The sequence below is a fragment of the Gordonia pseudamarae genome, from assembly GCF_025273675.1.
Lineage (GTDB): Bacteria > Actinomycetota > Actinomycetes > Mycobacteriales > Mycobacteriaceae > Gordonia > Gordonia pseudamarae.
Genome location: NZ_CP045809.1, coordinates 4,444,585 through 4,466,700, shown reverse-complemented (window position 1 = coordinate 4,466,700; position 22,116 = coordinate 4,444,585). Strand labels below are relative to the sequence as shown.

The window sequence follows — 22,116 nt, the reverse complement described above, 5'->3', positions numbered from 1 at the left end:
TATGACGTCGACCGCGGGAGGGCCGTCCGGCGGCCCGGTGAGCTTCGGAATCCTCGGGCTCGGGGAGGTGGGCACGATGTTCGCCGCGGACCTGGTGGCCGCCGGTGCCATCGTGAGCGCCTACGACCCGGACCCCTCGACCACCGCACCCGACGGTGTCGTGCGCGTCGACAGCGACCGGGCTGCGGCGGAATCGGCCGACGTCGTCATCTCGCTGACCACCGCCGCCTTTGCGGCCCCGGCGCTCGAGGCCGCGCTGCCCGCCGTCCGCGCGGGTGCGTTGTGGGCCGATCTCAACACCACCGAGCCCGGGTTGATGGCGCGGTTCGGCGACCGACTCGCCGAACGTGGCGCATACTTCGCCGATGTGTCGATCATGGCGTACGTGCCGGGCAAGGGCATCGGTGTGCCGATGCTCGCCGCGGGTTCGGGGGCGGCTCGATTCGCCGGGGTCATCTCCGCGCACGGCGGTCGCGTGGAGGTGATCGACGGTCCGGCGGGTGCGGCGGCCGAGCGAAAGCTGTTGCGCAGCGTCTTCTACAAGGGCATGGCCGCGGCGATCGTCGAGGCACTCGACGCCGCGGACAAGCAGGGTCTGGGCGACTGGCTGGCCGACAACATCCGGGCCGAGTTCGACGATCTCTCCGCCGCGTCGCTGGCGGGGATCGTCGAGGGCACCCGGCATCACGCGGCCCGGCGCGCCGAGGAGATGGATGCGGCCACCGCCATGCTCGACGGTCACGGCGTGCCGGCGGATATCGCGCGGGCGGCGGCGGTGTCGCTGCACCGGCTGGCCGGTGCCCGAACCGAATCGCAGACCTGGGCATCGCAGACCTGGGCATCACAGACCTGAGCATCACAGACCTGAGCGTAATCGGATCAACTTTTTCTCCGGAATCGGGAACAACCCCGGGGGTCCACCCGTTGGACCCATCGAGAAACTTGAGCAATACACACTCAACTTGAGTTGACCGCAGGGCGAAGGTTCCGCTAGAACATGAGTCGGCCGCACTGAAGTTGAGTGCCTGCGCAGGTTTCCGGGCAAACCAACCCGGTGCCGTGGGCGGCGCCGGACCCGCAGAAGCTTGGGCTCACGCCCTGAAACAGGAGGAAAAACAGATGTCACGTGCTGTTGGAATCGACCTCGGTACCACCAACTCCGTCGTATCCGTGCTGGAAGGCGGCGAATCGAGCGTCATCGCCAACGCGGAGGGCTCGCGGACCACGCCGTCCGTCGTCGCCTTCGCGCGCAACGGTGAGGTACTTGTCGGGCAGCCCGCCAAGAACCAGGCCGTCACCAACGTCGACCGCACCATCCGTTCGGTCAAGCGTCACATGGGCGAGGACTGGACCGTCGGCATCGACGACAAGAAGTACACCCCGCAGGAGATCAGCGCGCGCACGCTCATGAAGCTCAAGCGCGACGCGGAGGCCTACCTCGGCGAGGACGTCACCGACGCGGTGATCACCGTTCCCGCGTACTTCAACGACGCCCAGCGTCAGGCCACCAAGGAGGCCGGCCAGATCGCGGGCCTGAACGTGCTGCGCATCGTCAACGAGCCCACCGCCGCGGCCCTGGCCTACGGACTGGACAAGGGTGAGAAGGAACAGACCATCCTGGTGTTCGACCTCGGTGGCGGCACCTTCGACGTCTCGTTGCTGGAGATCGGCGACGGTGTCGTGGAGGTCCGCGCGACCTCCGGCGACAACAACCTCGGTGGCGACGACTGGGATCAGCGTGTCGTCGACTGGCTCGTCGAGAAGTTCAAGTCGCAGAACGGCATCGACCTGACCAAGGACAAGATGGCCCTGCAACGTCTGCGCGAGGCCGCGGAGAAGGCCAAGATCGAGCTGTCGGCATCGCAGTCGACCGGGATCAACCTGCCGTACATCACCGTCGACGCCGACAAGAACCCGCTGTTCCTCGACGAGCAGCTGAGCCGGTCGGAATTCCAGAAGATCACCTCCGACCTGCTCGAGCGCACCCGTGCCCCGTTCCAGGCCGTCATCAAGGACGCCGGGATCTCGGTCGGCGACATCGACCACGTGGTCCTCGTCGGCGGCTCCACCCGTATGCCCGCGGTCACCGAGCTGGTCAAGGAGCTGACCGGCGGCCAGGAGCCCAACAAGGGCGTCAACCCCGACGAGGTCGTCGCGGTGGGTGCGGCCCTGCAGGCCGGGGTGCTGCGTGGTGAGGTCAAGGACGTCCTGCTGCTCGATGTGACCCCGCTGTCGCTGGGTATCGAGACCAAGGGCGGCGTGATGCACAAGCTGATCGAACGCAACACCACCATCCCCACCAAGCGGTCGGAGACCTACACCACCGCCGAGGACAACCAGCCCTCGGTGCAGATCCAGGTGTATCAGGGTGAGCGTGAGATCGCCTCGCACAACAAGCTGCTCGGCTCCTTCGAGCTCGGCGGTATCGCCCCGGCACCGCAGGGTGTCCCGCAGATCGAGGTGACCTTCGACATCGACGCCAACGGCATCGTGCACGTCACCGCGAAGGACAAGGGCACCGGCAAGGAGAACAGCATCCGCATCCAGGACGGTTCGGGCCTGAGCAAGGACGAGATCGACCGGATGATCAAGGACGCCGAGGCGCACGCGGAGGAAGACCGCAATCGTCGTGAGGAGGCCGAGACCCGCAACCAGGCCGAGTCGCTGGTCCACCACACCGAGAAGTTCCTCAAGGACAACGAGGACAAGGTGGACGCGGGCCTCAAGGAGAAGGTCAACGCGAGCATCGCCGAGGCCAACGAGGCGCTCAAGGGCACCGACATCGGGGCCGTCAAGAACGCCATCGAGAAGCTGTCGGAGCAGTCGCAGGAAATGGGCCAGGCCATCTACGCCGCCGCCCAGGCCGACGCCACCGCCGACGGTGGCGACGCGGGTGCCGATGCTGGCGCCGATGACGTGGTGGACGCCGAGGTTGTCGACGAGGACAAGAAGTGACGGCTTCGGGCCCCCTGTCCGACGAACCGATCCAGCCTGACGAGCCGATCACCGTCAGCGACCGGCGGCGCATCGATCCCGACACGGGACAGGTGCGCCCCGGCGCGGCGGACGAGGAGCGGGCGGGGCAACCGCGGCAGGGACAGGATGGGACTTCGTCCGAGCAGGACGAGCCGCAACTCGCCACGGCGGCACCCGACGCGGCCGCGCAGGTGGCCGCCGAGCAGGTCGCCGAGCTGACCGCTGCGCTCCAGCGTGAACGGGCCCAGTTCGCCAACTTCAAACGGCGCAGCGCCGAGGAGAAGCAGGGATCGGTGGCCTACGGCAAGCGGGTGCTGGCCGAGAAGCTGTTGCCCATCCTCGACGATCTGGACCGGGCGCGCGCCCACGGCGACCTCGCCGAGGGCCCGCTCAAGTCCGTCGCCGACAAACTCCTCGGTGTGCTCACCGCGGAGGAGCTGGTGCCGTTCGGCACGTCCGGTGATCCCTTCGATCCCGAGTTGCACGAGGCGGTACAGAATGACGGCGACGGCACCAATCCGGTGCTCGGTGACGTGTACCGATGCGGATACCGATTCGGCGACAAGGTGATTCGTACCGCGATGGTGACGGTTACCGATGCACCCGCGGCTCCGGCCGAGGCCGCGACCGACACGCGGGGTGCAGAATAGGGGCAATCCGCCCCGGGTCTGACCGCACATCGGAGATGCCCGGTGACGTCACCACGGCGTCACCGGGCATCTCCGGTCGACAAGAACTTCACAGCAATCACGCGGTCCGCGCGCAGTGTCGTCGGACCCACGTCCCACAGGAGGTGACGTCCGATGGCTCCACAACGCGAATGGCTCGAACGAGACTTCTACAAGGACCTCGGCGTTGCTTCTGACGCTTCGCCTGAGGAAATTCAGAAGGCCTATCGCAAGCTCGCCGCAGAGCTGCACCCTGACCGCAATCCAGGGAACGCGGAGGCCGAAGAGCGATTCAAGAGGGTGTCTGAAGCAAAGAGCGTTCTATCGGATCCCGAGAAGAAGAAAGAGTACGACGAGACCCGTGCGATGTTCGCCGGCGGTCGATTCCGTGGCGGCGGCAACGGCTTCCCCGGCGGCTTTCCGGGCGGCGGGGGCACCAGCTACACGACCAGCACGGGCGCCGACTTCAATATCGGTGACCTGTTCGGTGGTGGTGGCGGCGGTGGCGGCGAATCGGGTGGTTTCGGCGACATCTTCGAGGGCCTGTTCAACCGGGGCGGCCGGTCGCAGACCACCACCCGGCCGCGCCGCGGTAAAGACCTGGAGACCGAGACCTCGCTGACCTTCCGCGACGCGGCCGTCGGTACGACGGTGCCGTTGCGGGTGACCAGCCCGTCGCCGTGCACGTCCTGTCACGGCAGCGGGGCGAAGGCCGGCACCAGCCCGCGCGTGTGCCCGTCGTGCAACGGTTCGGGCTATGTGAGCCGCAATCAGGGCGCGTTCGGTTTCAGCGAGCCGTGCCAGGATTGCCAGGGCACCGGTTCGCGGATCGACGATCCGTGCACCGACTGCGACGGCAGCGGTGTCAAGGTCCGTGCCCGCACCATCAATGTGCGCATCCCCCCGGGCGTGGAGGACGGGCAGCGGATCCGGCTGGCCGGGCAGGGCGAGGCGGGCCGGCGCGGTGCACCGTCCGGCGATCTGTACGTGGTGGTGCACGTCGAGGCGGACAGGGTGTTTACGCGCAGCGGCCAGGATCTGAAGGTGGCCCTGCCGGTGAGTATCTCCGAACTGGTCCTGGGCGCGACGGTGTCGGTCCCGACACTCGACGGCTCGGTGGGCGTGAAGATACCGGCGGGCACCACCGACGGACGCACCCTGCGAGTACGCGGCCGGGGCGTGCCGAAGCGGTCCGGTGGGGCCGGGGACCTGCTGGTCACCGTGAAGGTCGCGGTGCCGCCCGAACTCGACGACGCCGCGCGCGAGGCCATGCGGGCCTACGCTCAGGCCGAGCACGCTAGTGGGTTCGATCCGCGGGCAGACTGGGGACGGTGACCGGCCATGAACACGCGATCGAATTCCGACGGGGTGCCCGGTGGTCGGGACGCGGCCCGCGGCGGTGGTTCCTCTGGGGGCAACACCGCCGATACGACTGCGGTGTTCATGATCTCGGTGGCGGCGGAGCTGGCCGGTATGCACGCGCAGACGTTGCGCACCTACGACCGGCTCGGCCTGGTCACCCCGTCGCGCACCAGCGGCGGGGGCCGTCGGTACTCCTCCCGCGATGTCGAGCTGCTGCGCGAGATTCAGCGCCTTTCCCAGGAGGAGGGCGTGAATCTGGCCGGAATCAAACGGATCATCGATCTGAGCAACCAGGTCGACGCGCTGCGCGCGCGGATCGGTGAACTCACCGAGGAACTGGATTCGGCCCGGTCCCGGCGCGGTGGCGAGCTGGTCCCGGTGCCCCGCACCAGTGCGCTGGTCGTCTGGCAGCCGCGGCGCCGTGGGGGCAGAGGACAGTCGGGTTCGGGCGGTCAGAAGGGCGACCGGCAGCCGGGTTCGGACGGCTGAGATGCGCGCGGCGCCGGCGGGTACGGATGCCGACGGGGAGCCGACAGCCCGAGGCGCCGGGAGTGCGCGCCGACGCTACCCCTACAGTAGTGGGAACACCGGATCGCTCGGGCGGTTCGATCTTGACGAGGGACACGCACGATGACGTACGGCGCGAACGAGCCGGATTCGGAGGCACCGACCGTGGGGGTCGGCCGCCACGAGTCCGCCGGGAACGGCAGCGTGCTGGGCGTGGCTGTCACCGATGACGCGATCATCTCGATCGTGCGGGGGCCGGCCGGCGACATAGTCGCCAGCAATATCGTCGACCTCGTCGCCGGCACGCCGCAGGACGCGTTCGATGCGGTCGCCGAACTCATCGATTCGGTCCCGATGGCCGTCGACGCGATCGGCATCGCGGCCTCCCGTGAGCCGACGGGCGCCTTCCTCGCCGAACAGGTGGCTCTCGGACCTTCCGCTCCGGTATGGGCGGCCAAGGTGCGGATGGTGGATTTCCCGGTCGCACTGGCCGAGGTGGCGCGCGCCGAGCCGACCCGCGGTGGTGTGGTCGCCGTCGTCGATCTTGACGGCGCGGGCGTGCCGTCGTCGGGCCGCTCCATCATCACCGTCGACGTGCAGTCAGGCGCCATCGTGGGTACCGCGTCGTTCAACGACGGCTCACCGGCGCCCATCACCGAACCGGACGGGGCCAACGCGGTCGCCGACGCCGTCACGACGATGCCCGGCGGAGCAGCTGTCGTCCAGGTCATCTGCACCGGTGCCGGGGCGGCGGTGCCGGGAGTGGCGCCGGCCTTCGAGTACGCGGTCGCCCGGCCGGTGTCGATCGCGACCGCACCGGAACTGGCCGTCGCCACCGGCGTGGCCGTGTCCGCGCATCGGTTGCTGTCCGAGCCGGTCCGGCCGGTGCGTACCCCCGCTGCCGCCGCGGTCGTCGGCGATACCCCGCAGGCCCAGCCCCGTCGGTGGTGGCCGGCCGCCGCGGCGATCGTCGGTGCACTCGCGCTCGGGGCGATCGCCGGTGCGGTGATCGCGGACTCGGCCGGATCGGGTGAGGAGAAGGTCTCGACCGCCTCGGATGCGACGGCGACGGTCACGCGGACCACCACCAAGACCGTCAACAGGTCCCGCGCCACCGTCACCGAAACGGTCCGCGGCGACGGGGCCACGGTCACCGAACGCAACACGGAGACGGCGACCGCCACCACCACACGGACGGCGACGCGAACGGTCACCGAGACCGCCACCGAAACCGATATGCAGACCGAGACCGAGACGGTCACGGAGACTCCGGCCACGGTCACGGTGACCACGACGATCGAGGTTCCGGCCGAGCGTAACTACTATGTGCCCGAGCGGTCACAGACCCGCTGGCGACAGGATGCCGAGGACCCGCTCCGATAGAACCACCGGTGCGCCCGGCCCGGTGGTTCAGGTCCCCGGTGGTTCAGGTCAGGGGGTCGTGCTGGATTCTGCGAGCGGGTACGCCGGTGATGATCAGGCGCGTGCGGGTCGACTCGATCATATCGGGCGAGCCGGCCAGCAGTACCTGATGTTCGCTCCAATCGCTGTATGTCACAACCACGTTGGCCAAGGTTCCGTACATGTGCTCGATGCCGAGCTCGGTGGGGGTGACCACCGCGTCCAGCCACCACGGATCCTCGGTGTGTTCGGACACCGCGGTCACGGTGAGCCAGGGGTTGGTGGCGCAGATCCGGCGCAACACCGCCAGGTCGTACAGCTCACCCGGGTAGCGGGTGCCGTAGAAGATGTGTGTGGGCACCTGGTCGGCGCGTCTGGCCATGTCCAGCAGCAGCGCGCGCAGCGGTGCCAGACCGGTGCCGCCCGCCACCATCAGGACGGGTAGCTGCGGTTCGATGTGCAGAGTGCCGTGCGCCTGCGCGAACGTCCAGCGATCGCCGACGGCGGTCTCCTTCACCACCGACGCGCTGAACAGTCCGCCGGGCACGCCCCGGACGTGGAACTCGAGTTCGCCCGCCTCGTTCGGCGGGATCGCCGGCGACAGATTGCGCCACGTCTTGGGCCACTGCGGTATGCACACCTCCAGATACTGTCCCGTCTGATAGACCGGCGGATGATCGGTGAGCAGCCGGACCACGGCAAGGTCGCGGGAGATTCGGAACTTCTCGGCGACCTCGGCCGTCCATACGGCCGGGCCTTCGGCCATCTGTGCGGCCCCGCGCATCACACCGGTGGTCAGCAGCATCGCCTGCGACACCGCCTGCTGGGTCTCGGTGTCCCAGTCGGCGCCCATCATGGCGGCGAATTCATCCATCAGCGCCTGATACATGTGGTTGTAGTGTTCGGGCGTGATTCCGTATTTGCGGTGGTCACGACCGAGCTGGGCCAGGAAGTCGACCAGTTCGTCCTGGCCGCTGGGCGCGGGAATCGTGGCGAGCACATGGTCGATGACGCCGACGAACTTGCTGCGCATCTCGGTCATCGACGGGCCGAACAGGTCGCGTAGTGCCGGTTCGATGCTGAACAGGCGTGCGTACACGTTGGTGGCAAAACCCTGCTGGTCCTCGTTGACCAGGTCTCGCAGATGGTGCAGACCGCGTCGGGAATGGCTGACCACGGTGTATCCGTACCTCCTGTAGCCGGGCTCGGCCCGGGCATGGATTCATCGGGCTGAAGCCAATATTCTAGTCGGTGGCCGGGCGCGGCCGCCGTAGCGGAGAGGTCGTGGCGACCGATCACGGATATGGCCCGGTTGTGGATGTGACGACGACAGTAACGATGTGGTAACGACAGGGACGGCGATCGGGTCGGTCCCGTATGCGACGCTCAGGGGGTGAACAAGTTGGAAGGTGTACCGTCGGGCATCGTCGACGCGCACCTGCATCAATGGAATCCGCGTCGTATGCCGTCGTCGTCGGATGTCCTCACCCGCGGCCTGCGTCAGCTGGCCGGGATGGGCAGCCGGATCATCCCGCGGGTGACCGGCCGCGTCGAGCCGGAGTTCCTGCTCAACCCATCGGCTCTGCTGCGCGCCTATGAGCCCCGTGACTATCTCGCCGATGCCGCGCGGGTGCTGCCGGTGACCGGCGCGCGGATCGACACCGTGGTGTGTGTGGAGTCGCTGTCACTGAGTGGGCGGGACACCTCGCCGGTGGTGGAGACCGGGTATATCGCGTCGTTGCCGTTCGGGGTGGGGTCGGCACCGCGGCTGGGGGCGGTCATCGCCGCGGGCGATCCCGGTGAGGCCGACTTCGGGGCACGGCTGGACGAACACGCGGCGATCACCGATCTGCTGCGCGGTGTGCGCTGGTGCGCGGCCCGGCATCCCGACCCGGGCGTGCGTGACTTCGCGGTCGACGACGGCGCCCTGTCGTCGGCGGAGTTCCTGGCCGGTTTCGAGCAGATCGCCCGGCGCGGACTCGTCTTCGAGGTGATGTGCTATTCGCACCAGCTCTATGACGTGGTGATCCTGGCCCGCGAGTTTCCCGAAACCACCATCGTTGTCGATCACATGGGTATCCCCGTCGGCGCGTTCGGTCCCGTCGGTGTGCGTACCGGCGCGACGGCTGCCGCCCGCGCCGATATCCTGCGGTTGTGGCGTGAACGCATCGTCACCTTGGCCACCTACCCGAACGTGGTGGTGAAGCTGTCGGGACTGGCGCTGCCCGTGTTGGGGTACGGCAAGGCCCGGTGGGGCAATATCGGCGGCCGGGAAACGCTCGCCGAGATGGTCGGTCCGCTGGTCGATCATCTGGCCACCCGGTTCGGTGCCGAGCGGCTCATGTTCGGGTCGGGTTTTCCGGTGGAACGACCCAACGCCACGCTCGAGGATCTGGTGGGAGCGCTCGCCGACGTCCTGGAGGATCGCGGGTCATATTGGCTGCGAAGAGTTTTCGCCGAAAATGCGCGGGACATCTACCGGATCGGCCCCTCCGGACGTCCCGGGTGACAACCACTAGCGTCGGCCTTCGGCCCTGGTGCCCTCGTCGGTGTCGCGCTTGGGAAACCAGCCGAACCTGCGGGCGGGGCGAGGCGGTTCGGGCGATGTCACATCGCGCAGGGTGCGGGCGATGATCGACACGAATTCCTCGCACGTCTCGTATCGGTGACCCGGGTCCTTGGCCAGTGCCTTGGCGAACACGGAATTGAGCGAACTCGGCAGCCAGGGGCGGCGCCCGGTGAGCGGCGGTACCGGGTCGCGGATATGCGCGTACGTGATCGCGAACGCCGTCTGCCGGGGGTAGGGGGGCTTTCCGGTGAGCCATTCGATGAGGCTGCACGCCAGGGCGTACAGGTCGGTGGATGGTGAAAGACGTTGTGCCTGAAGTAGTTCCGGTGCCGCATAGGCGATGGATCCGCGTACCCGGCCGTTTCGGGCCAGCGGCCGGGCGTCATCGAGGAACTGTGCGATTCCGAAATCGCTGAGCAGGGCGTCGGCGGCGGACGCGGTGCGCGAGGTCAGCAGAATGTTGGCCGGTTTGACATCCCGGTGGATCACGTCGTGGTGGTGCGCGTGATCGAGGGCGGCGGCGCTCTGGGTGGCCACCCGCACGATCGTCGGCAGATCCGGTTCGGTTGCGGGGCCCGGGATCAGAACGTCGGAGGCGGGGCCGCCCGCGTACTGCATCGCCATCCACGGGGTGGGGAGCCCGTCCACGGTCAGCTCGCCGTGGTCGTACATCCGCACGATGTGCCGGTGGTGCAGCAGCGAGGCGATGGTGAACTCCCGCTCGAATCTCGCGCGCGCGACATGCTGGCCGGCCTCGCCGGAGTGCAGCACCTTGAACGCCACCGAGCCGGGATCGCCCGGTCGGGGTGCGCGCGGATGTGCCAGGTATACGTCGGCGCTGCTACCTGCGCCGACGAGCCGCTCGATGAGGTGGTTGCCGAGCACGGTGCCCGGTGGAAGCGGCTCACGCCTCGCTGTCATATCGATAGCGTAGGTGCAGCCGCATAGTGTGGCCGTACAGACCGCCCGGCGCCCGCCGACTCCATAGTGTGGGGGCTATGCCGACAGTAGACATCGCCCCGCTCGCCGACGCCCTTCCCGACGGGATGGTGGTCACCGATCCCGACGTCCTCGAAGGGTACCGGCGTGACCGGGCCCAGGACCCCGACGCGGGCACTCCGCGGGCCCTGGTGCGTCCGATCACCACCGAACAGGTGCAGACGACGGTGCGTTGGTGCGCGGCGAACGGCGTAGGGATCGTCACCCGCGGTGCCGGGACCAGCCTGTCCGGTGGGGCGACCGCCGTCGACGGTGCGATCATGTTGTCCACCGAGAAGATGCGGCAGATCGTGATCGACACAGGCACCCGCACCGCGGTCAGTCAGCCCGGCGTGTTCAACGCCGAGGTCAAGGAGGCGGCCAGGGCGCACGGCCTCTGGTATCCACCGGACCCTTCCTCGTTCGAGATCTGCACGATCGGCGGCAACGTCGCCACCAACGCCGGCGGGCTGTGCTGCGTCAAATACGGGGTGACCACCGACTATGTGCTCGGCCTGCAGGTGGTGCTCGCCGACGGCCGTGCGGTCCGGCTCGGCGGCAAGCAGCTCAAGGACTCCGCCGGACTGCCGCTGACCAAACTGTTCGTCGGCAGTGAGGGACTGCTGGGCATCGTCACCGAGGTCACGTTGCGGCTCATCCCCGCCCAGGCGGCGGCATCGACGGTGGTGGGGACGTTCGGTTCGGTGCGCCAGGCCGCCGAGGCGGTTCTGGAGATCACCGGCAGGATACGTCCGGCGCTGCTCGAGTTCATGGACAAGGTGTCGATCAACGCCGTCGAGGACATGCTCCACATGGATCTGGACCGGGACGCCGGGGCGCTGCTGGTGGCACAGTCCGATGCCCCCGGACCGGCCGCGGCCGCCGAGGTGGCGCTCATCGAGGAGGTCTTCGGCCGTCACGGCGCGTCGGAGGTGTTCTCCACCGCCGACCCCGACGAGGGCGAGGCGTTCACCGCGGCACGGCGCGCGGCGATCCCGGCGGTCGAACGTCTGGGGTCGCTGCTTCTGGAAGACGTGGGTGTGCCGATCGCGATGTTGCCGGTCCTGATCGACAGGGTGGGTGCCATCGCCGCCGACGAGCGGGTGATGATCTCGGTGATCGCGCACGCCGGTGACGGCAACACCCATCCGCTCATCGTGTTCGACCCCGACGACGCCGACGAAACCCGGCGCGCGCATTCGGCTTTCGGGCGCGTGATGGATGTGGCCATCGAACTCGGCGGCACCATCACCGGCGAGCACGGGGTCGGCAGACTCAAGAAGGCGTGGCTGCCCGATCAGGTGGGCCCCGACGTCATGGCGATGACCGCCGCCATCAAGAAGGCCCTCGATCCCGATGGTCTGCTCAACCCGGGGGTGCTGCTCTGATCGGACCGCGGGCGTGGGGGACTGGTGGGGCGGGGCGTAGGGGCCGGGCTCAGACCGGTCGTAGACCCGACACCTTCCAGCCCGAACCGATCTTGGTCAGCGACACCTTGACGCGGCTGCCGTCAAGGGTGGCGTCCGGCGAATCGGACGAGGTCGTCTTCTGGTTGACGAACAGCAGGACGTCGGCGCGATCGGCACTGTTGGAGATCAGTCCCGCCTCGACCACCTCGGCCTCGGTGCTCACCTTGCGTTCGGTGGCGCCGGGGATGATCGTGGAGGTCGCCAGCTTCTCGAACTCGTTCCGGAAGTCACCGGTGAGCAGGTCGTATTTCGCGCTGAATTGGGCCTTGACGTTCTCGGCCCGGTAGGACAGCAGGGTCGGCACCAGCTTCTTGGCCGCGGCCACCGATTCCTGTCCGGCGTCGCGGGTTCCGGTGGTGTCGATGGACTTGACCACCGAGTACCCCAGGAATCCCACGGCCAGGACCGCGGCGCAGATCACCGCGGCCAGGGTGCCGCGCAGCCGTGTCGGGGACAGGGCGCCGGTCCGGGCCGCGAGCCGCCCGAATCCGGTGTGTGGGGCGGCGAGCAGACGTTGCCGCCGAGACGGTGCGCCGTTCTCGCCGTTCTTGGTTTCGCGGGTGTCCTGATCGGATGTCTCGGTGTTCACGCCACAAACTCCACGTTCGAGACGAGCCAGCGCCCGTCGTGCCTCTCCAGGGACAATTTCATGCGGTATACGCGCGGTTGGCCGTCGGGGACCTCGGAGTTCTTCACCGTCGAGGTGACCGCGGCGATCGTGGTGGCCGACGAATCGTCGGACGTCACGATCGCGACCTCCCGGGCGGCGCCGGTCGATTCCACCGCGCCCTGCTGCAGGACGGTTGCGAAACTTCCACCGCCGTCGGTGAACTGCTTACGGAAGTCACCGGTCGTGGCGTTGGTGATCTTCTTCAGGTCCTCGTCGGCGGACTGGTGCCGCAGCGTCACCAGACTGCCGACGACCTGCCGGGTGACCAACATGATCTCCTGGTCGCGATCGGCGTCGGAGACCCCGGATCGGTGACCGATGAAGAAGATCGCACCGATCCCGGCGGCGACGATCGCCACCAGCACGCCGATGATGATCGTGGCCGCGGCTCGCGGATTGTCGGTGGCCGGCCCGGCCGCGGGCCCGTCGCGGTGCTCGGCGGTGTCGCCTTCGCCGGGCGAGTCCTGGGCAGTCGGGGCCGGGGCGCCCTCATCGGGGGCGTCCGGCCCGGTGGCAGGTGCCGCCCCGCCGGTTCGGCCGCCGGTGGTCATCGTGCCGCCGGCTCGGGCAGAAAGAGTTGTGGCCATGATGTTTTCTCCTTGCCCCCGGAGATTCCCCGGGCGATGGTGCCGATGCTGTAGGTGGTTCCGGTGGGAGTGCGGAACCGTCCGGTGGCCGGGTCGTACGGAACCGCGGTGACCCTCGGTGCGGTGCGTTGCGACGATCCGGTCGGCCGGGTGCCGGATCGGTGCGCCGAATCCGGTGTGTGTGGTGTGTTGGGGGTGGAGCGGCCGGTGCTGGGCCGGTAGGTCTGCCCGGGCCGGGAGAGCAACTCCGGCCACGTCGAGGGCAGTCCGCGCGGGCACTTGGCGACATCGGCGGTGCGTACTGCCGGGTTGGTGGCGCACGGCAGGTTTCGTGCCCCGCGTACTCCACGGAAGTCGTCCACCTTGAGTTTGCAGTACGAGTTCTCCGGCGCGGGGGCCGTCGACAGGTCGGCCGGGTCGCGCCGGGTGATCTCCTGGTAGCCGTGCGTACAGGGCACCGGGTTGGCGGTGTTGAACAACTTGAGGTCGAGTCTGCCCTGGCCGGTCGACCGGTCGGCCGGGTCCTGCAGCCCGGTGTGCATCGTGTTCACCGCGGCCGCCACCGCGGGATACACCACCAGGATGTGGCGTACACCGGGAAGATTGACCCGTACGACCTGTCCGACGGATTGCAGATTGCTCAGCAGCACCCCAGCGGTGGGAGTGAGGTCCTGCATGAGCGATGATGCCGAATCGAAGAACCCGTCGCCGGTGTCCAGGGCCAGCCGGACCGCCCCGTCGCTCATCGTGAGCTGCTGGGTGAATGACGCCAGATTCCGGGAAAAGGTGTCGATGGCCTTGTCCGACTGCGCGATCTGGGTCAACGGGCGTTGTGCGGAGTCGATGAGCCGCAGGGTCGGGTCGAGGTTGCGGCTCGCCCGGTCGACGACCCTGGTAGCCGCCGACAGTCCCGTGTTGAGTTGTCTGCCCATCCCGGTCAGCGTGGTGGACGCCTCGCGCAGTGTGGTGTCCAGATCGTCCTTGGGGACCGCCTGCAGCAGTGCGCGGACGTCTTCGATGACGGTGGTGGTGGCCACCGGGATGTGGGTCCGGTCGGCGGCGATGACGTCGCCGTCCTTGAGGCGGGGTCCGTCGCCGGTGCGCGGGATGAGGTCCACGAACTGCTCACCGACCGCGGAGATGCTGCGCACCCGCGCGTCGAGGTCCGCGGGGATCTTGTAGTCCGAGGAGATCTGCAACTCGGCGCGCGCGCCCGGCGATCGGAGGCCGACGTCGGTGACGGTGCCCACCTTGACGCCGCGATAGGTGACCAGAGCGTTCACGTACAGTCCGCCGGTGTCCTCGAGTTCTGTGGTGACCGTGTACATTCCGATGCCGGTCTGTCGCTGGATCCCGGCGTAGGCGAAGGCGGCGTATCCGACCCCGATCACCGCGACGACGGTGAAAAAGACGAGTTGGAACCGGACCAGTGTGGAGTGAAGCACTATCGGCCCTTTCGTTGCTGCGTACGCAGGGGCGCGGTCAGGGGATCGGCGTTGTCGCGGGCCAGCCGGGGCTGGACGCGGGGTTGGCGTCCATAGCTCGGGATGACCGCCGTGGTGATCTTCTCCGGGCTGATGTCCAGAGTCAGGAACAGGTTGAGGTAGTCGCCCCTGACACCGCGTTGGACGGTGGTGACGGGGAACGGGATGGTGCCCGCGATCTTGAGTGCCTCGGTCAGGTTGTCGCCCGATTCGGCGAGCTTGTTGACCACCGGTGCCAGATTGTGCAGATTCGCCAGTGTGTCGCGGTTGCTGCGGTCCAGGACGGTGCTGGCGGCGTCGCCGAATCTTCCTACCGCGCTGAGCATGTCGGTGAGCTGGCGCTGCTGGGTGTTGAGTACCTCGACCGCGGGGGTGATCGAATCGATACCCCGGTTGATGATGTCGCGGTCCTTCTCGAGCCGGTCGCTGAGGGCGGCGATGCTGTCGATGGCGCGTCGGATGTCGCCGCGTTGATCGCTGAGATCGGCCACCAGCGTCCGCAGTTTGGGGATCAGGCTCCGCAGATCGCCCTCCCGGCCGCCCAGGACACTGTTGAGTTCGCCGGTGACGGTGCGCAATTGCTGAAGCCCGGCCCCGTTGAGCACCAGCGACACCGCCGAGAGAACCTCTTCCACGGAAGGATACTGCGAGGACTGCTCCAGCGACAGGACCGCCCCGTCGTAGAGGATGCTGCCGTCGTGCCGGGTGTCACCGGTGGCACCGGCCGTCGTGTTCGGGTTGATCAACTCGATGAACTGAGATCCGAAGATGCTGGTCTGGGACAGCTTCACCCGGACGTTCGCGGGAATCTCGGCGTCCTTGCTCAGGTCGAGAACCGCCTCGGCGTGCCAGCCGCTGTTGCCGATGGTGCGGACATTGCCGATGGTGGCGTTGTGGTACTTGACCGGTGAGTTGCCCACGAGGTTCTGGGCGTTGGTCAGCTTCACCGTGACCCGATAGGTCTGGCCGCTGGCCCCGGAATTGCCGGGCAGCGGCAGTGAGTTGATGCCGTCGAAGGTGCACCCGCCCAGGAGCGCCGACGCGGCCGCGGTGGAGGTGAGGACCGTGGCGATCCGGGAATGGCGGCGCCGGGGCGGGTTGCCGCGCGGTGCGGGTGCCGGCGTGGCCTGTTGTCGACGGTTCATCGTTCACCACTTTCGGAAGGCACGTTCTTGGCTGTGCTCGTGGGGGTGGCCGTGCTCTTCGGCCCCGCCGGCTTCGATCCCGCCGGCTTCGACCCCGTCTGGCCATCATTCTTGGTGATCGCCGACTTCTTGTCCGCCGCGGCAAGATTGGTGGCCAACTGGCGGGTCACCTTCACGCAGTCGCTCTGCGGGGCGTCGACGGTCGTCAGCAGCGCGCAGATCAGCGAACGCGGGTCCGGGAAGTCAGGAATCGCCACGTTGCCGGTCAGCGAGTTACCAGCGGGGTCGTAGATGTTGTAGAAGTTGGACAGCGCGTTGGGGCCCGAGTGCAGAATCGAGGCCAGCGTGTCGACACGGTCGACGAGCACCTGGGTTGTCGTATTGGCCTTTCCGACAGCATCTTTCAATGCGGACCGGTTGTTGTCGATGAACGTCTTCACCTCCCCGAAGGCGGCATCGATGCTGTTCAGGAAGGTGTCGAGTTCGGTCCGGTTGTCGTTGAGGACGCCGGACAGCTGGGCCAGCTGCCGGGAGAATGCGGAGATCTGGTCGTCGCTGGTCGACAGGGCGCGGGTGATCGTGCTCAGGTTCTCGACCGTGGTGAACAGGTCGGGTGAGGACTTGTCGAGGGTCGATGCCGCCCTCGACAGCTGGTTGAGCGATTCCCGGAGCAGCTTTCCGTTGCCCTCCAGTGTGTTCGAGCTCGCGTGCAGGAACCGGCCGAGCGATCCCTGCTGCGCGCGACCCTCGGCGCCGGAGGCCGGGCCGAGATCGCGGGAGAGGGCTACGAGTTGTTCCTTGAGTTCGTCGTACTCGACGGGTGTGGCGGTGTCGGCGAGCGCGATCGTCGCGCCGGAGGTCATCTTCGGTCCGCCGGTGTAGGCCGGTGCGAGCTGGACATAGCGCCCCGAGACCAGGGTCGGTGCGATGATGGCGGCGCCGGCGTCGGCGGGAACCGGTTGGTCGGAGGTCAGGGTGAGGGTCAGGCGCGCACCGTCGGGTTGGGGGTCGATCTTGGTGACGGTGCCGATCGGCACGCCCAGCACCATCACCGGGTCACCGAGGTAAAGTCCTGCGGCACTGAGGAAGTAGGCGGTTACGGTTCGGTCGCCGCCGCCGGTGAACGTCGCCGCGGCGGTGGCGGCGACGAGCAGGACGGCCAGTGTCAGATAGATGAGGGTCTTGCGCTTGCCGAAGTTGAGGGCGGTGACGCCGGTGGCGTTGCGCGAGAATCGGTGTGATCGGCTCATCGGGGTGCTCCCGGACTGTAGGGCTGCTGGCCGTTGAGGTTGGCGGGCAGGATGTTCTGCAGCATGGCGGAGAAGAACGGTCCGCTGGACACCGCTTCGCCGACCTGCCTGGCGAAACGCTCGAGCCCGGCCAGTGACCTGTCGATGTTCTGGTAGTTGGCGTTGAGCGTGTCCAGCACCGAGTTGAGCTGATCCAGTGCTGGTCTGAGCGTCGCTCTGTTGTCCGAGGCGATCGCGGTCAGCGCGTTGGCGACCTCGGAGCCCTGCACGAGGACCCGGCGGATCGCCGTCGCCCGCGTGTTCAGGGCGGCGAACAACGTTCTGCCCTGCCCCAGCAACGACACCAGCTGCTGATTGCGTTCGGCGACGATATCGGTGACGGTGCCCGCGTTGTTCAGCAGATCACGCAGGTCGCCGTCGCGTTCGGCCACCGTCGAGGACAGGCGCCGCACACCGTCGATGGTGGAACGCAGATCCTCCGGAAGCGCGTCCTGCAGCTTGGTCAGCTGGTCGAGCGCGCTCGACAGATCAGGCTTGTCGGTCTTGGCGACGGTGTCGGTCACCTCGTTGAGGCTGCGGGTGATGTCGTAGCCCGACGATGTGCGCTCCAGCGCAATGGTGGCACCGGCCGGCAGTGGGTCCCGGCCGGCGGAGACGAGTTCGATGAATCGCCGGCCCAGCGCCGTTTCGACCTTGATCTGCGCGGTGGTCTCCGACTTGAGCGTCAGGTCGCCGGGGTCGGCGGTGAATGTGACGTCCACCTTGGTTCCGTTGATGGAGATGTCGGTGACCTTGCCCACCTCGACGCCCGCTATCTGGACCGCGTCGCCGGTGTGCAGCCCGCTCGCGTCGGCGAACTGTGCGTGGTACTTTTTGCCGCCGTTGACCACCGGCAGCGATCCGTAGTTGAACGCCAGCACGGTGATCGCGATGATGATGATCGTGCCCACGATGCCGATCTTGACCGGGTCGCGTTCGAGGATGCTCTTGCGGTATCGGTTGCTCATGGTTGGCACCGCGCAGCCGGGACGGTGATCATGGGAGTGGTCTCCTGAGTGGTTGAGCCGTAGCGGATCGCCAGCCCGCATACGAAGAAGTTGACGAAGTTGCCGTAGCCGGCAACACGGCCGATCAGGCGGTATGCCTCGGGGAGCTGGGACAGCACCAGATTGACGGTGTCGGTGTTGCGGTTGAGATTGGTGCTCAGTTGCCGCACGCCGGTGACGGTGTCGGCGATGTCCTTGCGGGCGGGCCCGGTGAGATCGCTCAGCGAGCGGGTGAGGCCGTCGATCTTGTCCAGCGAGGTCGTGATGGTCCGCCGATCGTCGGACAGTGCCCGGGTCAGATCGCTCACGCCGGCCAGCAGCGAGTCGAGCTGCCCGCTGCGTTCGGCGACGTCACCGAGCACACCGTTGAAGTTGGTGATGATCGCGCCGATGGATTCATCGCGGTCGGCGATAGAGTTGGTGAGCAGCGCCAGGTCGGCGATCAGTTGGGCCACCGCGGATTCGCGTCCGTTGAGTACTTCTATGAGCGATCCGGTGAGCTGGTTGGCCTGATCGGGGTCCAGGCCCTGCAGCAGTGGCCGGAAACCGTTGACCACCTCGTCGAGATCGAGTGCGGGCGTGGTGTTGGCGACCGGGATCGAGTTGCCCGACAGGGCGGCCGTCCGGCCGCTGCCCTCGGACAGCTCCAGGTAGCGGTCGCCGATCAGGTTCTTGTACAGGATCGACGCCCTGGTCCCGGAGGTGAGTACGACGTCGGAATCGAGCGAAAACTTCACCCGTGCGGTCCCGTCGCTGTTCAGGACGACGTCCTCGATCTTCCCCCGGGTCACCCCGGCGACCTTGACGTCGGACCCGGGCGTGATCCCGGATGCGGAAGAAAACTGTGCGGCATACGATGTGGTGTCACCAAAGCGCAGGTCCCCGGCGATCATCGCCACGAACAGGCCCGCCAGCGCGGTGATCACGGTGAACACTCCCAGTTTGATCAGGGTGGGCGCGATCTTCATCGAGAGCCTCCGAACAGCAGATCGGCGAGCGGGTTTCCGAAGTAGTCCTCCGGGCCGGTGATAGGTGCGTACGCGTCGCTGCCGTCGGGGAAGTCGACGTGCCGCTGTCCGACGTTCGAGTAGCAACTCGGTGCGTTGGGCAGGCCGGTGCGCGGCAGATTCTGCGGGTACTTGTAGGGCGGGTTGCCCATCAGAAGTGTCGCCATGACGTTGAGTCCCGGCCGGGCACTGCCGCCGTTGGTGATCTCCAGGTGCTTGTTGGTCTGCGCCAGGTTCTTCAGGAAACACGGCAGGATCGGCGAGAACTCGCCCAGTAGCTGGGCTGTGGGCACCAGCGTGTCCATCGACTTCTCCAGTGGCGTGCCCGCGGCCCGGAACAATTGTTCGCCGCTGGCGCCGAAGTTGGTGAAACTCAACAGGAATGCGCCGAACTGGGACCGCTTGTCGGTGAGCGTGCCCGCGGTGGTGGTCAGATTGTCGACCGTCCTGAGCATGTCCGGTGCCGTTTCGGAGAGTGTCTGTGCCGCAGCAGATCCCGAACGCAGATCGGTGCGGACCCGGTCGAGGTACGGATTGAACGAGGTCAGGTATTTGTCGAGCGAGGTGACCAGGGTGCCGACGTCGGGGCCGATGCCGCGCAGTGCCGACGACAACGCCGACAGGGTGTCGCTGACCTCGCGGGGCTTGACCACCCTGATCACCGAGACCAGATCTTCGAGTAGGTCGTTGACCTCGGTGGTGGTGTCCGCCCCGTTGATCACCGAACCGGATCTCAGCGTTGTCGGGGTGCTGCCGGCCGGTGCGGTCAGGGTGACGAACTTGCGGCCGAACAGGGTGGTGGGGTCGATGGTGGCGGTGACGTCACCGGGCAGCGCCTTGCGGTACTTCGACTCGATGCGCAGGGTCAGATCAGCCCCGGATTCGGTCGCCTTGACCCCCGAGACGGTCCCGATCACCACGCCGGCGACCTTGACGTCGGATCCCTTCTCCAGCATCAGGCCGGCCCGACCGGCGTGCAGGGTGACATCGATGGTGTCGGTGAACGATTGCTTGTAGCTGCCGATCGCGACCAGGGTCAGCGCGACGATCGCGGCGATCAGTCCCAGGCCCAGCCAGATCTCGGTGGACTTCTTTACCTCGCGGAATCCCAGTGCCATTACCCGGACATCCTCACCGCGCCGGAGGGGCCGCCGTAGACGGCGATGCCGATCAGCAGATTGATGATCATGATGGCGATCAGGGAGGTGCGGACCGCACGGCCCACCGCCACCCCGACGCCGGCGGGCCCGCCGTGTGCGTTGTAGCCGTGATAGCAGTGCACCAGCATCACGACGGTGGCCATGCACAACACCTTCAGCACCGACCACAACACATCGGAGGGGACGAGGAAGACGCTGAAGTAGTGGTCGTAGGTACCCGCCGACTGTCCGGCGAGATAGATCGTGACCCATTTGGTGGTGGTGTATCCCACCAGCAGGGAGATCGAGTACAGGGGGATGACCGCGATGATCCCGGCCAGCACCCGCGAAGCCACCAGGTAGGGCAGCGACGGGATGGACATCGTTTCCAGTGCGTCGATCTCCTCGCTGACCCGCATCGCGCCGAGCTGCGCGGTGAAGCCGGCGCCGACGGTCGCGGTCAGTGCGATGCCGGCGATGACCGGCAGTGCCTCGCGGGTGTTGAAGAACGCCGAGATGAATCCGGTCAGTGCCCCGATCCCGATATGTCCGAGGCTGTGCGTGGCCTGCTGTCCGACCTCGTAGCCGACGGCGGTGGTCAGCAGCGTGACGATGACCAGTGTTCCGCCGATCACGGCAAGGGCACCGGTACCCATGCTCACCTCGGCCAGCAGCCGCAGGGTTTCCATGCGGTAGCGGCGCAGCGTGCGTGGCAGCGCCATGAGGGTCTGCGCGTAGAACGACACCTGTCTGCCCATCGACGACATGGTGCCGACGGGTGCCTGGGCGGCCTTGGTGGCGCTGCGTAGGGCTCTTGTGTCAAGAAGTGTTGGTCTTGGCCTGGTCAATGGATCGTCCTTGTCCGAGCATCAGTTCGTCGTCGGTCTTGTTCGTCTGCGGGTGCCGGTGCGCGCACCGCAGCAGGGTGTGTGGGTGTCAGTTCAGCGAGATCGTGGTGATGATCGAGTTGGCCAGGAACAGCAGCAGAAAGCTGAAGACGACGGTCTGGTTGACCGCATCCCCGACGCCCTTCGGGCCACCCTTGACGTTGAGGCCCAGGTGACAGGCCACCAGGCCGGCCAGGAGGCCGAACACCGCGGCCTTGATCTCGGCCACCATGACATCGGGCAGGCCGGTGAGGATGGAGAAGGCCGCCACATACTGCCCGGGGGATGCGCCTTGCAGGTACACCGTCGAGAAGTACCCGCCGATGATGCCGACCGCGGTGACCAGTCCGTTGAGGAACAGGGCCACCACTGTCGAAGCGACAACTCTTGGTACACATAGCCGTTGGATGGGATCGATACCCAGGACCCGCATGGCGTCGATCTCCTCGCGGATGGTCCGCGAGCCCAGGTCGGCGCAGATCGCGGTCGATCCGGCACCGGCCACCACCAGAACGGTGATGACCGGGCCGATCTCCCGGATGATCGCGACGCCGGCACCCGCACCGCTGAGGTCGACCGCGCCGATCTCGGTGAGCAGGATGTTGATCTCGTAGACAAACATCATGCAGAACGGGATGGACATCAGCAGCGCCGGCATCACCGAGATACTGGCGATGAACCACGCCTGGGCCAGAAACTCCTTGAACTGGAACCGGGAGCTGAACAGGTACCGGAACGTCTCGATCGACGTGGCGTAGAAGCTGCCGACCGCGCGTGGCAGCACACCGGCACGAGATTTGGCTGTGCCCGTGCGTTTTCGCGGCGTGTCCCGGTCCGGGGTCGAGTCCGCCGCGGCCGGGGTGCCTGCTGTCTCCGGAGTTTTTTCTGCTGTTTGTGAGGTCATTCAAATTTCCCTACGAAAGCGAACGGTGCGGTGGGCGGGGCTGCCGCGGCGGGGCCGGGGCACCTGC

General features: G+C 67.3%; 20 protein-coding genes. 8 read left to right on the top strand and 12 right to left on the bottom strand.

Annotated features, from left to right (window positions below):
• The first annotated feature begins 1 nt into the window (after nt 1).
• The 6 genes from GII31_RS19485 to GII31_RS19460 all read left to right on the top strand — a co-directional run bounded on the left by GII31_RS19485 (nt 2) and on the right by GII31_RS19460 (nt 6,896).
• Nucleotides 2-853: an NAD(P)-dependent oxidoreductase gene (locus GII31_RS19485; RefSeq protein WP_213245012.1), complete on the top strand. Its 852-nt coding sequence runs from the start codon at nt 2-4 to the stop codon at nt 851-853.
• 266 nt (nt 854-1,119) lie between these two features.
• A complete protein-coding gene (gene dnaK / locus GII31_RS19480) occupies nt 1,120-2,955 on the top strand; it encodes a molecular chaperone DnaK (protein WP_213245011.1) in 1,836 nt (611 codons plus the stop codon).
• Nucleotides 2,952-3,626, top strand: coding sequence for a nucleotide exchange factor GrpE (grpE, locus tag GII31_RS19475; protein ID WP_213245010.1), 675 nt, complete (start codon nt 2,952-2,954; stop codon nt 3,624-3,626). The genes dnaK and grpE overlap by 4 nt, the downstream gene beginning before the upstream one ends.
• A 153-nt stretch (nt 3,627-3,779) precedes the next feature.
• Nucleotides 3,780-4,979 carry a molecular chaperone DnaJ gene (dnaJ, locus tag GII31_RS19470; RefSeq protein ID WP_213245009.1) on the top strand — a complete coding sequence of 400 codons (1,200 nt, stop codon included), beginning with the start codon at nt 3,780-3,782 and terminating at the stop codon, nt 4,977-4,979.
• A 6-nt stretch (nt 4,980-4,985) separates the two neighbouring features.
• Nucleotides 4,986-5,495, top strand: a complete 510-nt coding sequence (locus GII31_RS19465; protein ID WP_407649844.1) for a heat shock protein transcriptional repressor HspR — start codon at nt 4,986-4,988, stop codon at nt 5,493-5,495.
• Between the two features lie 141 nt (nt 5,496-5,636).
• Nucleotides 5,637-6,896 carry a hypothetical protein gene (locus GII31_RS19460; protein WP_213245008.1) on the top strand — a complete coding sequence of 420 codons (1,260 nt, stop codon included), beginning with the start codon at nt 5,637-5,639 and terminating at the stop codon, nt 6,894-6,896.
• A gap of 43 nt (nt 6,897-6,939) precedes the next feature.
• Here GII31_RS19460 and GII31_RS19455 read toward each other — a convergent pair whose 3' ends face one another.
• A complete protein-coding gene (locus tag GII31_RS19455; protein WP_213245007.1) occupies nt 6,940-8,091 on the bottom strand; it encodes an FAD-binding oxidoreductase in 1,152 nt (383 codons plus the stop codon).
• Nucleotides 8,092-8,307: 216 nt separating this feature from the next.
• On the opposite strand from GII31_RS19455, the gene GII31_RS19450 reads away from it, so the two are divergent.
• A complete protein-coding gene (locus GII31_RS19450; protein ID WP_246221958.1) occupies nt 8,308-9,423 on the top strand; it encodes an amidohydrolase family protein in 1,116 nt (371 codons plus the stop codon).
• Between the two features lie 6 nt (nt 9,424-9,429).
• Here the strand turns inward: GII31_RS19450 and GII31_RS19445 are convergent, their stop codons facing one another.
• The gene (locus GII31_RS19445; RefSeq protein WP_213245006.1) at nt 9,430-10,404 is read right to left on the bottom strand and encodes a serine/threonine-protein kinase; all 975 of its coding nucleotides are present in this window, start codon (nt 10,402-10,404) and stop codon (nt 9,430-9,432) included.
• Nucleotides 10,405-10,481: 77 nt separating this feature from the next.
• On the opposite strand from GII31_RS19445, the gene GII31_RS19440 reads away from it, so the two are divergent.
• On the top strand, nt 10,482-11,849 hold the full coding sequence (locus GII31_RS19440; RefSeq protein ID WP_213245005.1) for an FAD-binding oxidoreductase: 1,368 nt from the start codon (nt 10,482-10,484) through the stop codon (nt 11,847-11,849).
• 49 nt (nt 11,850-11,898) lie between these two features.
• Here GII31_RS19440 and GII31_RS19435 read toward each other — a convergent pair whose 3' ends face one another.
• The 10 genes from GII31_RS19435 to GII31_RS19390 form a co-directional block, all read right to left on the bottom strand.
• A complete protein-coding gene (locus tag GII31_RS19435; RefSeq protein WP_213245004.1) occupies nt 11,899-12,519 on the bottom strand; it encodes a hypothetical protein in 621 nt (206 codons plus the stop codon).
• The gene (locus tag GII31_RS19430) at nt 12,516-13,187 is read right to left on the bottom strand and encodes a hypothetical protein (protein ID WP_213245003.1); all 672 of its coding nucleotides are present in this window, start codon (nt 13,185-13,187) and stop codon (nt 12,516-12,518) included. The genes GII31_RS19435 and GII31_RS19430 overlap by 4 nt, the downstream gene beginning before the upstream one ends.
• Nucleotides 13,148-14,632: an MCE family protein gene (locus GII31_RS19425; RefSeq protein WP_260840122.1), complete on the bottom strand. Its 1,485-nt coding sequence runs from the start codon at nt 14,630-14,632 to the stop codon at nt 13,148-13,150. The genes GII31_RS19430 and GII31_RS19425 overlap by 40 nt, the downstream gene beginning before the upstream one ends.
• Nucleotides 14,632-15,816, bottom strand: coding sequence for an MCE family protein (locus GII31_RS19420; protein WP_213245002.1), 1,185 nt, complete (start codon nt 15,814-15,816; stop codon nt 14,632-14,634). Before GII31_RS19420 ends, GII31_RS19425 begins: the two co-directional genes overlap by 1 nt.
• Nucleotides 15,813-17,066 (bottom strand): MCE family protein, encoded by a 1,254-nt coding sequence (locus tag GII31_RS19415; RefSeq protein WP_213245001.1) that lies wholly within the window; start codon nt 17,064-17,066, stop codon nt 15,813-15,815. The genes GII31_RS19420 and GII31_RS19415 overlap by 4 nt, the downstream gene beginning before the upstream one ends.
• On the bottom strand, nt 17,063-18,073 hold the full coding sequence (locus GII31_RS19410; protein ID WP_213245000.1) for an MCE family protein: 1,011 nt from the start codon (nt 18,071-18,073) through the stop codon (nt 17,063-17,065). Before GII31_RS19410 ends, GII31_RS19415 begins: the two co-directional genes overlap by 4 nt.
• Nucleotides 18,070-19,080 carry an MCE family protein gene (locus GII31_RS19405; protein ID WP_213244999.1) on the bottom strand — a complete coding sequence of 337 codons (1,011 nt, stop codon included), beginning with the start codon at nt 19,078-19,080 and terminating at the stop codon, nt 18,070-18,072. The genes GII31_RS19410 and GII31_RS19405 overlap by 4 nt, the downstream gene beginning before the upstream one ends.
• Nucleotides 19,077-20,237: an MCE family protein gene (locus GII31_RS19400; RefSeq protein WP_213244998.1), complete on the bottom strand. Its 1,161-nt coding sequence runs from the start codon at nt 20,235-20,237 to the stop codon at nt 19,077-19,079. Before GII31_RS19400 ends, GII31_RS19405 begins: the two co-directional genes overlap by 4 nt.
• Nucleotides 20,237-21,025 (bottom strand): MlaE family ABC transporter permease, encoded by a 789-nt coding sequence (locus GII31_RS19395; RefSeq protein WP_246222355.1) that lies wholly within the window; start codon nt 21,023-21,025, stop codon nt 20,237-20,239. The genes GII31_RS19400 and GII31_RS19395 overlap by 1 nt, the downstream gene beginning before the upstream one ends.
• A 169-nt stretch (nt 21,026-21,194) precedes the next feature.
• Nucleotides 21,195-22,049: an MlaE family ABC transporter permease gene (locus GII31_RS19390; protein ID WP_213244996.1), complete on the bottom strand. Its 855-nt coding sequence runs from the start codon at nt 22,047-22,049 to the stop codon at nt 21,195-21,197.
• Nucleotides 22,050-22,116 lie beyond the last annotated feature (67 nt).

Excerpts from the sequence above, each read along its gene's own strand:
- GII31_RS19465 (WP_407649844.1), top strand. The coding sequence starts at position 4,986 with ATGAACACGCGATCGAATTCCGACGGGGTGCCCGGTGGTCGGGACGCG.
- GII31_RS19445 (WP_213245006.1), bottom strand. The coding sequence starts at position 10,404 with ATGACAGCGAGGCGTGAGCCGCTTCCACCGGGCACCGTGCTCGGCAAC.
- GII31_RS19485 (WP_213245012.1), top strand. The coding sequence starts at position 2 with ATGACGTCGACCGCGGGAGGGCCGTCCGGCGGCCCGGTGAGCTTCGGA.
- GII31_RS19390 (WP_213244996.1), bottom strand. The coding sequence starts at position 22,049 with ATGACCTCACAAACAGCAGAAAAAACTCCGGAGACAGCAGGCACCCCG.
- GII31_RS19400 (WP_213244998.1), bottom strand. The coding sequence starts at position 20,237 with ATGGCACTGGGATTCCGCGAGGTAAAGAAGTCCACCGAGATCTGGCTG.
- GII31_RS19405 (WP_213244999.1), bottom strand. The coding sequence starts at position 19,080 with ATGAAGATCGCGCCCACCCTGATCAAACTGGGAGTGTTCACCGTGATC.
- GII31_RS19395 (WP_246222355.1), bottom strand. The coding sequence starts at position 21,025 with ATGTCGTCGATGGGCAGACAGGTGTCGTTCTACGCGCAGACCCTCATG.
- GII31_RS19415 (WP_213245001.1), bottom strand. The coding sequence starts at position 17,066 with ATGAGCCGATCACACCGATTCTCGCGCAACGCCACCGGCGTCACCGCC.
- GII31_RS19430 (WP_213245003.1), bottom strand. The coding sequence starts at position 13,187 with ATGGCCACAACTCTTTCTGCCCGAGCCGGCGGCACGATGACCACCGGC.
- dnaJ (WP_213245009.1), top strand. The coding sequence starts at position 3,780 with ATGGCTCCACAACGCGAATGGCTCGAACGAGACTTCTACAAGGACCTC.
- GII31_RS19460 (WP_213245008.1), top strand. The coding sequence starts at position 5,637 with ATGACGTACGGCGCGAACGAGCCGGATTCGGAGGCACCGACCGTGGGG.
- GII31_RS19440 (WP_213245005.1), top strand. The coding sequence starts at position 10,482 with ATGCCGACAGTAGACATCGCCCCGCTCGCCGACGCCCTTCCCGACGGG.
- dnaK (WP_213245011.1), top strand. The coding sequence starts at position 1,120 with ATGTCACGTGCTGTTGGAATCGACCTCGGTACCACCAACTCCGTCGTA.
- GII31_RS19420 (WP_213245002.1), bottom strand. The coding sequence starts at position 15,816 with ATGAACCGTCGACAACAGGCCACGCCGGCACCCGCACCGCGCGGCAAC.
- GII31_RS19410 (WP_213245000.1), bottom strand. The coding sequence starts at position 18,073 with ATGAGCAACCGATACCGCAAGAGCATCCTCGAACGCGACCCGGTCAAG.